The organism is Cytobacillus oceanisediminis, from assembly GCF_003182355.1.
GTDB classification, from domain to species: domain Bacteria; phylum Bacillota; class Bacilli; order Bacillales; family Cytobacillaceae; genus Cytobacillus; species Cytobacillus oceanisediminis_A.
In genome coordinates this window covers 675,574-688,372 of the sequence record NZ_QGTW01000001.1, presented here as the reverse complement: position 1 = coordinate 688,372, position 12,799 = coordinate 675,574, and the positions used below count along the sequence as shown (strand labels likewise).

The following is a 12,799-nucleotide window of genomic DNA, read 5'->3' as shown; positions in this document are numbered from 1 at the left end:
ATGGGGGGCCTGTTCCCCCGGTTCGTTAAATTGTTATCGTACTTGGGGGACAGGCTTTCAAACACTATTTAATCGATTCCTTCACTCATCAAAAAATAGGAAAACTGTATTTCATTGTACCAACTCACCGTGAAGCTATTCAAACCAATCGTCCTACAACAGACTTAATTATCACTTGTTTAATCATAGATGAAGAGTATCATAGCTAAGTGATCGGGGAACAAGCGGGTAAGGTCCGCTAGTAAAAATAATTGAAGTCAAACATTTAATGGATCAAAAAATGTATACAATATAGTCCAATACCTCAAGGAAGTAATTTCATTATCATGGCTGTTTCATCGCAAGAAGCTAACTTCGGACAGTTTATACACTCCTTCCAAAACTTTTGGGGGTGCCGTTCTTTTGGGATTTGTAAAAATCCCATTTTTGAGAAAATTTAGAACTCTTTTTGTTCAGATAAACAAATCATATATCCTATCTTTTAGTATTTACACAAATAGATTTCATCTTTAAATTGTTATACTTAAAAAAGAGACAATCCGAGGGGGAATCTAAATGAAAAGAATTCTAAAAATTGGAAGCGCTTTTATAGGTGTAATCGTGGGTGCTGGATTTGCTTCAGGGCAGGAAGTTCTTCAATATTTTACTAGTTTTGGTCTTATGGGTATTTTCGGCGCAATTGTTGCAACCGCTTTATTTGCTTATGCCGGAATGATACTTGTGTGGCTAGGCAGCAGCATGAAAACTACATCACATAAACATGTGATCTATACGATAAGCGGCCGATATCTAGGGTTAATGATTGATTATATTCTTATTTTTACTTTGTTTGGTGTAGGCGTAGTAATGATAGCAGGTGCAGGGTCAAACTTAAATCAGCAATTTGGTGTGCCTGTCATAATAGGGACAAGCGTTATGACGATTCTTGTTCTTTTAACCGGGATGTTAAAGGTTGACCGTGTTGTTGCTATCATAGGCGGGATTACCCCATTCTTAATCTTCTTTGTCATTATCATTTCTATCTATAGTTTTATAAATGCCGACGGATCATTCCTCGCTTTAGATAGTGTAGCCAAGGAGCATCCAACTACTCTTCCAAATTGGTTTATTTCTGGTATTAATTATGTGTCCTTTAATACGGCAGTAGGTGCATCTATGGCAATCGTTATGGGTGGAGCAGAAAACAATCGTAAAACTGCCGCATTAGGTGGATTAGTCGGAGGTATTGGGCTGGGTGTTCTCATTCTGCTGAGCCATCTAGCTATTTTTTCTAAGATTGAAAGTGTTGGCAGTATGGATATGCCAATGTTAGCTATTGTTAATAATATTTCTCCTGCTCTAGGTACCGTTATGTCGATCGTTCTCTTTGCCATGATTTTCAATACAGCGATCAGTATGTTTTTCTCATTTGTGGCTCGTTTTTCAAAGGTAGGTACACCAAATTTTAAAAGGTTTTTCGTCGTAACAATGATGGTAGCATTTGCTGCAAGTTTCGTAGGGTTTACAGATCTTGTTAGCCACTTCTACCCACTAATTGGTTATCTTGGATTGATCCTGATTGCCGTTTTAATTATTGCACCAATTAGAATGAAGAAAATTCAAAAAGAAAAATATGATGAAAGCGAAAAATATACAAAAAAAATAGTGAACAGCTAAATACCAAACCAATAATATTATAAAGAAGGAGAGCAGTGTATAAATACGCTGCTCTCCTTCGACTATAGTATCTGTATTTCATGTATACATGTATTAGAACGTTACCCATGTAAAGACAATTGTTTTATTACCATGCATTATTATTTTATCTTCAACATCCAAAATAACAATAGCCTGGGGAAGTACTTTCCTTTCCACATGAACAATGATTGACCCTTAGGTACATCCTGTTCAATAAGGACCGACATCAAGGTTAATCGTAACATAATTGGCTGTCGCACCAATTGTCATGCCCCATAGAGGTATGGTGCATATTTTTACCAAATTCAAATTTTCAATCGAAAATAGACACATAAAAAGCTCACGCTGAAGTGAGCTTTTATGTTTAGAGAATGTATAAATCAGAACCTGTTTTTAATCTTCTTGTTGTTTTTGAATTGTTCTAGTAGGTAAACTCCAGGCGAACCGATGCGAAATTACTCGTAATAGTAAAGTAATAGTAAAAAGAATATAGAATTGATAGGACTCTGATAACCACTCCATGCCTATAATAAACCCGGCAAAAATTGCCCATAAAAGATATACATCCTGACGTAAAACAATTGGCTTTTGTTGAGCTAAAACATCACGAATAATCCCTCCACCTGCACCGGTTATTGCGGCTGAAAACATAACAGCAAATAGGGGTAAGTTAATTGATTGTGCATACATAGCCCCCTGAACAGCAAATGCCGACAAGCCAATTGAGTCAAAAATACTCCATTTCGTTAGAAGTTTAACTGCGCTACTTGGCAATAAGATGACGATACTTATGGTGATAATAGCAACGATAAAAAGAGTGGTTTGCTGCCATAATTCGATGATAGGAATACCAGTAAAAAGGTTTCTAATAGCTCCGCCGCCAAATGCAGTAATTAATCCCAGAACATAGGCGCCAATAATATCGTATTTTACTTTCAGCGCAATGACAGCCCCACTCATCGCAAAGGCAATGGTTCCGATCACGTTCAAAACATCCCAAACCATACAACCCCCCCTAATCATTGAGTAAGTATCTCTGTCCTTGTACCTGAGAGTTTTATCTATGTTAGAAGGTATACCCCACGGGTGTGTGAAGCGCTCTCCAGAGAAGCGTTCTGCAGTGGTCTTTTTTACCTAATAGATCCATCTTTTCTAAAGATTTTCCCTTTCGGTGACGTACCATACATTCTCTCCTGCAGCAGTCTTTCGCAAGTTTATTTTTATAATTATACAGTATAGAAGGCAGGCTTGAGCTGTCAATAAAATTTAGTGTAAGAAAAGAGAGTGGAAGGTAGAAAAAGGCCAGTGAGAAGTGGGAAAGGGTTCATGCATAGGTAAGAGGCGAACGGGTTTCATATAACCACTTGGCCCCCGAAGGTTTGCAAAACTTCCGATTGCCCGCTATAGATCATGAGGATTGGTTTTCAATCTTGGATACGGTATATCGGTGACCCAATAGATCGTTATATAACGACCTTTTGAGTCACCCTTTTTTTAAATGATCAATATAAAGTTGCAGCCTAAACCTCTATTGCTTCCCGAATTTCACCCCGAAACTTCCTTTATTATTTCATGAAGTTTTTCAGGTTTTAAAAATGATGATATAGATTCTTCAGTTTGAAGGGTAAGAGCAGCACCTGCAAGTCCTAATTGGCAAGCACTAAATAATGATTCTTCGTTCATGATTCCATATATGGCACATGAAGCAAATGCGTCATCAGCCCCTGTGACATCTACAAAATTCGTTTTGAAAGGAGACAAATGCCCGGATTCCTCAGCAGAGAAATAAAAAACCCCTTGGTCACCAAGCGTGATGATAATTTTTTGGACGCCACGCTTTCTAATTTTTTCACAAGCAATTTGGCAGTCCTTGATTGAGTCAATTTTTATGTCAGCAAGGATTTCTGCTTCTTCTCGGTTAGGGAGTATGAGTTCTACTCCGTCAAGGCAAAAAGGAAGTTTTTGTGCTTTGGCTGAAGATACAGGGTCAATATACAAAGGAATGTTTACATCTCTGCAGCGTTTAATCATATAACTTATACATTTCTTGGGAATATTCGTATCCAGAAAAACGGCTTGTGAGGCAGCAATATGAGACCATTTTTCCTCGAACATGGAAGTTGTTATTCTTTCGTAAATAGTCATATCAGCCATGGAGACAATACTTTCACCATCAATATCTAACAAGGTCGTATAAGTCCCGGTCCGTTCTGTTGGCAGCACCCATACTTGACTAATATCAACTCCTACACTTTTCGTTTCCTTTAGTAACCAGTTTCCCTCTTTATCGTCTCCTACACAAGCAATAAGAGAAGTGTTAACACCGAGCCGACTTAAATTTTCGGCAAAATTTCGTGCTACACCGCCACAAGTCTCCGTAATTTTTACTGGATTTGATGAATAGAGACGTATCTTCTCATTTGTTCGCGCTTTCCGGTCTGTGTTTGCTCCTCCAATACATACGATCGACGATTCGTCTCTCAGTATATAGCCACGGCCTTTGATTTCACCGCGTCTCGTCAGGTTAGCAATATAATTAGCAACTGCAGGTCGTGATAAACCGACTTTACTTGATAATTCTTGCTGTGAAATGAAAGGATTCATTCTTATGTGATGTAAAATTTGCTGCTCTTTATCCATGAAACAACCTCATTCTCCTTAAACATTAGTTTAATTGATAAACAATTGTTTGTAAATACTTAAGTGTTAAACCCGATTTTAATAGATTATTTCTCGGCTATCTTTATAACAAAATGGCTTAACCGGACAACCTTTTTGTTACTGGCAAAAGATAAAAAATACATGAGCTAAATGATCTGGACGGTTGATTTAGTCAATCCATTATAACTAAAAAATAGATTGCAAAAAAGTCTATCGGTAATTTATATTGGAGATTATGATTTTTTTTGAAATTTTTAAAATCATAATCAAATTCAATTCTATAAAAAATTGTACGAGGAGGAAGTAGAATGATGAGGATATATCTTTATCCCCTGTTGGTAGTGATAGCAGCTAGTAGTTATGGTGTAGTTTCAACCATCATAAAACTGGCAATGCGCAGTGGTTTTTCGGTCTCAGAAGCAGTGACAAGTCAATTTTTTATCGGCTTTTGCATCGCTGTTGGTATTTTCCTGCTTACAAACAGAACAAAATTAAGCCTTAATGGAGTAAAAATTCTTATTTTTGCTGGCGTTTTAACAGGGTTAACAAATATTTTATATGGTCGTTCATTAAACTATTTGCCTGCTTCTTTGGCAGTTGTCCTGCTGTTTCAATTTACATGGATAGGCATGTTGATTTCTTGTATAACAAAACGCCAATTTCCAAGTCGAATTGAATTAATATCTTTAATCATATTGGTAGCAGGAACAATACCAGCAGCTGGTTTAATTGATGTTGGTTTATCTCAAATACCTTTTCAAGGGTGGTTATGGGGGTTAGCAGCAGCTCTTTGTTATTCCCTATTTTTATTTGTTAATGGAAGGGCAACTGCAAGTATGACAACTTCTAACCGGTTAGTATTGATTTCTTTCTTTGCTTTTATGATGTCGGCAGTGTTTCAGTCGCCGGAAATTATTTGGAATGGGACTTTGTTCAACGAAGGACTATGGATATATGGTTTGGCATTGGGGTTATTTGGCATGATCATACCGGTCTTCCTATTCACGATCGCAGTTCCTAAAGTTGGTTTAGGTATGTCATCGATATTGAGTGCGATTGAATTGCCAATCGCGGTAATGGTATCAGTCATCTTATTAAGTGAAACGGTTACTGCTCTTCAAATAGTTGGTATCGTAACGATTATTCTCGGAATGAGTTTACCAGCCATGCTAGATAGAAATGGATTGTTAAGAAAAAATAAAATTTCAAAACATAATGCAAAAAATCAATCTAATATGCCAGGTGAATTAAAAAAACATATTAGTTAATGTTTGCATTTCACGCTTACTAGTTGCCCCTTTTCAAAATACAAAGCTTTGGTGATCTTCTTTTTTATTTAATTATTTTTAAAAAATAAAGAGAAAATAAAAGAAGAAATAGTTAATTTTTAATTAAAGCACTATTGACAATCTAAAATGAAACCGTATACTAAACATATGTTCAACCAATAAACATTTGTTTTGAAAGGGGGGGTATAAAATGACTGATGAAATGAATGAAAATGAAAAATTAATATTAGATATGATTAGAGAAAATCCATTTATTTCGCAGCAGGAATTATCTGAAATAGTAGGAGAATCAATGTCGTCCGTTGCGAATATTATTTCTGGATTAATCAAGAAAGAATATGTTTTAGGCAAGGCTTATGTTTTAAATGAAACAAATCCTATTATTTGCATTGGCGGAGCTAACGTCGATCGAAAATTCTATGCGAAATATGAAATTACTCATGAAACGTCTAATCCAGTCAAATCTTCTACATCGGTAGGAGGAGTAGCAAGAAATATTGCGGAAAACTTAGGAAGATTAGGTGAGGAAGTAATCTTATTATCAGCAAGAGGCAACGATTCAGAATGGGAAGAGATTTATGATTTATCATCCCCTTTTATGAATTTGGAGCATGTCGCTCAATTTGAACATTCGTCAACAGGTTCCTATACAGCCGTTTTAGATAAAAATGGGGATTTATCAGTCGCATTAGCAGACATGGATGTTTATGAAAATATTACACCTGAGCTGTTGATCAAAAACAGCAATATTCTTAGAAGAGCTAAATGTATCGTAGCGGATTTGAACTGTCCAAGTGAAACGATTGATTTTCTCTGTTCTTTCACATCTAAACATCATATTCCATTAGTCATTATCCCTGTCTCGGCGCCAAAAATGAACAGGCTTCCAAAAACGCTGAATGCAGTGAGCTGGCTCATCGTAAATAAAGATGAAACAGAAACGTTTATGAACATGAAAATCAATGATAAGGAAGATTGGGAAAATTCAGTTAAGAAGTGGTTAGAGTTAGGTGTACAAAATGTTATTGTGACCAGTGGAGCAAAAGGTGTAATGGCGGGAGTTGAAAATGGAAAGATTCATTATTTCCCAGCTATCGAAACACCAATGGTTGTGGATGTTACAGGTGCAGGAGATTCATTTTGTGCAGGAGTTATTTATTCCTGGCTGCAAAAGAAAGAAATGGACTACATTATCAAATCCGGATTGGTCAATGCACACAAAACAATTATGTCAAAATATACAGTTAGACAAGAATTATCTCAAAAACAATTTATGTTAGATATGGAGGAAATTTAAATGAAACAATACATTGAATTATCTGCAGAGGTACAACAAGCAAAAACGGAAGGTAAAGCAATCGTAGCATTAGAATCGACTATTATTTCACATGGTATGCCTTATCCTCAAAACGTAAAAATGGCTCGTGAAGTTGAACAAATTGTTCGTGATAACGGTGCTGTTCCAGCAACAATTGCGATCATTGATGGAAAAATTAAAATTGGTTTAACAGATGATGAATTAGAGTTATTTGGTAAAAGTTCCGATGTTGCTAAAGTATCAAGACGTGATTTAGCGCAAATTATTGCTACAAAACAACTAGGTGCAACGACTGTTGCAACAACAATGATTTGTGCTGATTTGGCAGATATCAAAATCTTTGTAACAGGTGGTATTGGCGGGGTTCATAAAGGGGCAGAGACTACTATGGATATCTCAGCTGACCTTGAAGAATTAGCTCAAACGGATGTAGCTGTCATTTGTGCAGGTGCTAAATCAATCCTGGATCTGGCTCTTACACTAGAATACCTTGAAACAAAAGGGGTACCTGTAATTGGATATGAAACGGAGTACCTCCCAGCATTCTATACTAGAAATAGTGAACATAAATTAAACTTCTCTACTGATTCCATTGATGTCATTGCAGAGACATTAAAAACGAAATGGGAATTAACCCTTAAGGGTGGAGCAGTAATCGCCAACCCGATTCCTGAAGAACATGCGATGGATGAAGACTATATCAATGGAATTATCGATCAAGCAGTTAAAGAAGCAGAAGAAAAACATATTATTGGTAAAGATAGCACACCATTCTTGCTAGGTAAAATTAAAGAATTAACAAACGGCAAAAGCCTTGATGCCAATATCGAATTAGTAAAGCACAATGCTAAAGTAGGATCACAAATTGCCGTTAGCTTCAATAACAAAACGAAATAAATTTTAGTTCATAAACTAGGAATAAACTCAACTTCTATAAAGTGAAATTTCTCATAATATTGGCTTCTGCAATATTTAATAGACCTAGACTTTATAGAAGTTGTTTTTTCATTCATTTTGAAAACGTTAACATTTAAAGGAAGAGGCTTTACTTGAATTTTATATTCATAATGACTGAAGGATTGTTTGTTTTTGTTATTTAAAAATAGACAATAAATATATTTTAAGGGGGGATCATTTTGAACTTTCTATGGGGAGTTTTGGGTGTTCTTTTTATTTTAGGCATGGCTTTCCTATTATCAAATAATAAAAAAGGGATTAACTACCGCACAATCATAGGCGGGCTCGCTATTCAAGTCTTCTTTGCTTTCATTGTTTTAAAGTGGGAACTTGGGCAATCCGCTCTTAAATGGCTGTCTTTGAAAATTCAAGCCATATTTGACTATTCCAATGAGGGGATTACGTTTTTATTTGGTGGTTTAATTGGGAATGAAAATATAGGATTTATCTTCGCATTTCAAGTGTTAACCGTTATCGTTTTCTTCTCATCACTTATTTCTGTCCTCTATTACCTTGGAATTATGCAAATGATTATTAAAATAATTGGTGGCGGACTTTCAAAGCTATTAGGAACAAGTAAAGCAGAATCAATGTCTGCAGCTGCTAATATTTTTGTTGGACAAACAGAAGCACCTCTTGTCGTTCGACCATTTATTGCAAAAATGACCCAGTCAGAGCTTTTTGCTGTGATGACAGGTGGTCTGGCATCGGTCTCTGGATCTGTCTTACTTGGATATTCATTATTAGGCGTTCCTCTTGAGTATCTTTTAGCAGCTAGCTTTATGGCTGCGCCGGCAGGGTTAATTATGGCTAAAATGATAGTTCCTGAAGATGAAACAGCTGCAGCAGTTGAAGCATTTGAAGGATCCGAAACACTTGAACCATCCCAGGAAGCGAAAATCGAAAAAGATGAAGGGCCGGTAAATGTGATTGATGCAGCAGCACGAGGAGCATCTGATGGTTTAGGACTTGCCCTTAACGTAGGTGCTATGCTGCTTGCATTTATCGCTTTAATAGCATTAGTGAACGGACTATTAGGTGGGGTAGGGAATTGGTTTGGCTTTGAGATTTCTCTTGAAATGATTTTAGGCTGGTTATTTGCACCAATTGCTTTTATCGTTGGAGTACCATGGGCTGAAGCAATTCAGGCCGGCAGTTATATTGGCCAAAAAATCGTCCTAAATGAATTTGTCGCATACGCTGCGTTTGCACCAGAGATGGGAAGCTTAACTCCAAAAACAAATATTGTTGTTAGTTTTGCGTTATGCGGGTTTGCTAATCTTGGTTCCATTGCTATTCTCTTAGGTGGTTTAGGCAGCCTTGCTCCAAGCAGGCGATCAGACATTGCCAGGCTCGGTGTTCGTGCTGTTATAGCAGGTGCATTCGCTTCACTTCTAAGTGGTGCGATTGCGGGAATGTTATTTTAAGTCTATCAATCTTAAAAACTAGAACTGATGCGGGAAATTAGAAATTTTTAGTAGAGGTGAAATAGGATGAGTAAAAGAAGAATCATTATGGACTGTGATCCAGGACATGATGACGCAATAGCCATTATTTTAGCTGCTGTACAGCCAGAATTAGAGATTTTAGGCATTACCACCGTTTCGGGAAATGCAGAAATCGAAAAAACGACCAATAATGCGTTAAAAATTTGTGATTTAGTTTCATTAACAGATGTCGTTGTTTCAAAAGGGGCGAGTGAGCCATTGATTCGAGTAAGAGAAACAGCACCTGATATTCACGGAGATTCAGGTTTGGATGGCCCTGAGCTGCCTGAACCATCACGCAGCTGGAGTAAAGAACATGGCTCTGATACCATTGTTAGATTAATAAAAGAGTCAAAAGAGCCTGTTACCATTCTTCCGACAGGACCATTAACAAATGTTGCATTAGCTTTATCAAAAGCACCAGAAATTAAGGACAATATTGAAGAGATTGTCCTGATGGGCGGGGGAACATTTGGCAACTGGACACCAACGGCTGAATTTAATATTTGGGCTGATCCAGAAGCTGCAAAAAAAGTATTTGATAGTGGTATTCCAATAGCAGTTATGGGACTGGATATCACACATCAAGCCTTGGCAACAAAAGAAGTGATTGATCGAGTGAATAAAATTGACAATAAAGTTGCCAAAATAGTTGGTGAATTATTAGTGTTTTTTGCATCAACATATAAAGAAATGTTCGATTTCGATGGGGCACCAGTACACGATGTTTTAACCGTCGCTTATTGTGTTGCACCAGAATTGTTCAAGATGAAAGAAGTCAATATAACAGTGGAAACGAAAGGCGAATTTACAGCAGGAACGACGTTAATTGATCTGCATGGTGTAACGGGTAGAGAAATTAATGCTAGGTTTGGATTAGAGCTTGATGTAGAAGGTTTTTGGAAACTAATGATTGATGCACTTAAAAAATACTAAAATCGGATATCGAAGGAAGCAAGTTAGATGAAAAATAGTTGACTAGAGAAACGTTAAATGGGAGGTGATAGTATGATTACCATAATTGGAAGTATAAATATGGATTTAGTGGTTGAAACAAATCACGTACCTGATAACGGAGAAACGACGTTAGGAACCTCTTTTTCCACATATTTTGGCGGAAAAGGAGCAAACCAAGCAGTTTCGATAGCGAGATTAGGGAAGGAAGTTCAGATGATTGGTGCTTGTGGTGCTGATGATTATGGCAAGATGACGTTGACTTCATTGAAAGAAGAAAGCATAAAAACAGATCATGTGTTTTTATTGCCTGATGAAACAACAGGTATTGCTACAATCATCGTATCTAATGCAGATAATAGAATTATTGTCGTTCCTGGGGCAAATAATCGATTGACTTCTAAAGAAATAGAACTTGTTAAAAATGAAATTGTGAAAAGTGAAATGGTGGTCATGCAGTTGGAAATACCATCAAACACAGTTCATACCGCATTGAAAATATGTAAGGAACACAATATTCCTGTGGTATTGAATCCAGCACCGGTCAATCATCTTAAACATGAATTTATTGATTTGGCAACTTATATTACACCAAATGAATCTGAATGCAGGAGTATTTTTGGAGAAAATATTGAACAATCATTAGAAAGGTATCCTAATAAATTAATTGTCACTTTAGGTGAAAAAGGTGCCCGTTTTTATAATGGTAAAAAGCATGTATTCATTAAAGGTTTTCATACGAATCCTGTTGATACAACAGGTGCTGGTGATACTTTTAATGGAAGCTTGGCTGTTGCATTAACAGAAGGAAAAAATATAGAAGAAGCAGTAAGATTTGCAAATGCAAGTGCTTCTATAGCCGTTGAGAAAAAAGGTGCTCAAAGCGGCATGCCTTCTTTAGATAGAGTTATAAAAAGGTTGAACTTAGAAATATGACATTTTTAAATAAAATGAATCATAAAAATCCTCCCAGCCTAGTATGGGAGGATTCATTGGCAGAGGTTTTGAGTTTGAACATCCACCTGTACATGACGTCTGTTGTACAGCGTATTGTACCAAACCTTCTGTTGTTAAGGAGGAAAAATTACGGGGTAATGTGGAGACATCCGTAAGATAATTTGAACGATTGGAGTGAATAGATATGAAGCCGATTATATTAGATGTTGATACTGGGATTGATGATGCCTTAGCCATGTCTTATGCCTTAAACTCTCCAGAATTAGAACTGCTTGGTTTTACGACCTGCTTCGGTAACGTATCAGTAGCTGAAGCAACGCGTAATACACTTGCAGTTTTAGAAAAAGCAGGGAAGCGAATTCCTGTTTACGCAGGAGCCGATCAAACTTTCACTCGCAGGAAAAAAAAGGGGTGGGCAAAACATGTCCATGGAGAGGACGGTTTAGGCAATACCCTGAAGAACGATCCAATTACACAAGCGGAAAGTCAATTTGCACCGGAGTTTATGATCGAACAGGTGAAAAATCGCCCACATGAAATAACGATCATCGCCGTTGGTCCACTGACAAACCTCGCTCTGGCAATAAAAAGAGCACCGGAAATCATCCCTCTCGTTAAAGAGGTTGTTATTATGGGAGGGGCTGTAAAAGTACCAGGGAACGTGAATGCCTATGCTGAAGCAAATATGATCGCTGACCCCGAAGCAGCCGAGTATGTTTTTTCTTCAGGTTTAAAGGTCACCCTTGTGGGACTAGATGTAACAATGCAGACCTTATTGCCAAAAGCGAAGCTTAATGAATGGCGTGCTGCTGGAAAAGAAACGGCTGATTTTTTTGCAGACATGACTGAGTTTTACATCGAGTATTATGAATCTTTTTATCCTGGTATTGGCGGCTGTGCTCTTCATGACCCGCTTGCAGTGGGGGTTGCGATCGATTCAAGTTTTGTGACGACGGAAACAATGAACGTGAAGGTTGTCACAGAAGGTGAAGAGGCAGGGAGAACAGTCGGTAACCAGGAAGGTGAGCCAAGGATTCGCGTCTGTACGGAAGTGGAAGCGGAGCGATTTTTAGACCATTTTCTTAGCAAAGTGGTATGATTTAGTGAGTTAATGCAGAGGGCTGTTAGCAGCTCTCTTTTTTATTTAACAATCGGGGTTAATGGAGCAAGTGCTGTTTCTTATAAAGTATGATCATTTATAATAAGGTTCGATTAATGATTGATGATGTATTAAATAGAGATATTTGATTGCTGGTGAATGGTCTTTTTATTCCTATTTAACGGTTAATGCGATTCATTTTTTTGATATTAGAAAAGCGATTATATGAAAAAGTCATTGTTGCGAGGAGGCTTCAATGACTTTTTTGCATTTTAGCGGAATAGTTTTTTCAATGGTTATTCCTGTTAAATTAAAAATTAACCTAGGCATCAAAACAAGCTATCGGATATCCACTAAATTAAAAGGACCGCGTTATTGATCCTGATAACCTATAATCATT

10 protein-coding genes are annotated in these 12,799 nt (G+C 37.2%); 8 read left to right on the top strand and 2 right to left on the bottom strand.

The annotated features are described in order from the left end of the window. The first annotated feature begins 555 nt into the window (after positions 1 to 555). Positions 556 to 1,656 (top strand): YkvI family membrane protein, encoded by a 1,101-nt coding sequence (locus DFO73_RS03245; protein WP_110063325.1) that lies wholly within the window; start codon positions 556 to 558, stop codon positions 1,654 to 1,656. 414 nt (positions 1,657 to 2,070) lie between these two features. On the opposite strand, the gene DFO73_RS03240 is transcribed toward DFO73_RS03245, so the two are convergent. Together DFO73_RS03240 and DFO73_RS03235 are read right to left on the bottom strand one after the other, a co-directional pair. After that, positions 2,071 to 2,682 carry a trimeric intracellular cation channel family protein gene (locus DFO73_RS03240; protein WP_110063324.1) on the bottom strand — a complete coding sequence of 204 codons (612 nt, stop codon included), beginning with the start codon at positions 2,680 to 2,682 and terminating at the stop codon, positions 2,071 to 2,073. Positions 2,683 to 3,222: 540 nt separating this feature from the next. After that, complete coding sequence (locus DFO73_RS03235) at positions 3,223 to 4,317, bottom strand: carbohydrate kinase family protein (protein WP_110063323.1); 1,095 nt, start codon at positions 4,315 to 4,317, stop codon at positions 3,223 to 3,225. 338 nt (positions 4,318 to 4,655) lie between these two features. On the opposite strand from DFO73_RS03235, the gene DFO73_RS03230 reads away from it, so the two are divergent. From DFO73_RS03230 to DFO73_RS03200, 7 genes are all read left to right on the top strand, one after another. Then, the gene (locus tag DFO73_RS03230; protein WP_110063550.1) at positions 4,656 to 5,606 is read left to right on the top strand and encodes an EamA family transporter; all 951 of its coding nucleotides are present in this window, start codon (positions 4,656 to 4,658) and stop codon (positions 5,604 to 5,606) included. A gap of 223 nt (positions 5,607 to 5,829) precedes the next feature. Further along, entirely contained in the window at positions 5,830 to 6,924 is a 1,095-nt protein-coding gene (locus DFO73_RS03225) for a carbohydrate kinase (protein ID WP_258309232.1), read from the top strand. After that, the gene (locus DFO73_RS03220; RefSeq protein WP_110063321.1) at positions 6,925 to 7,842 is read left to right on the top strand and encodes a pseudouridine-5'-phosphate glycosidase; all 918 of its coding nucleotides are present in this window, start codon (positions 6,925 to 6,927) and stop codon (positions 7,840 to 7,842) included. It abuts the gene before it with no gap. Between the two features lie 239 nt (positions 7,843 to 8,081). Next, positions 8,082 to 9,329 carry a NupC/NupG family nucleoside CNT transporter gene (locus DFO73_RS03215; RefSeq protein ID WP_110063320.1) on the top strand — a complete coding sequence of 416 codons (1,248 nt, stop codon included), beginning with the start codon at positions 8,082 to 8,084 and terminating at the stop codon, positions 9,327 to 9,329. Between the two features lie 66 nt (positions 9,330 to 9,395). Beyond that, entirely contained in the window at positions 9,396 to 10,325 is a 930-nt protein-coding gene (locus DFO73_RS03210; protein ID WP_110063319.1) for a nucleoside hydrolase, read from the top strand. 72 nt (positions 10,326 to 10,397) lie between these two features. After that, positions 10,398 to 11,279, top strand: coding sequence for a ribokinase (gene rbsK / locus DFO73_RS03205; RefSeq protein WP_110063318.1), 882 nt, complete (start codon positions 10,398 to 10,400; stop codon positions 11,277 to 11,279). A 205-nt stretch (positions 11,280 to 11,484) separates the two neighbouring features. After that, positions 11,485 to 12,399, top strand: a complete 915-nt coding sequence (locus tag DFO73_RS03200; RefSeq protein WP_110063317.1) for a nucleoside hydrolase — start codon at positions 11,485 to 11,487, stop codon at positions 12,397 to 12,399. Positions 12,400 to 12,799: the final 400 nt, after the last annotated feature.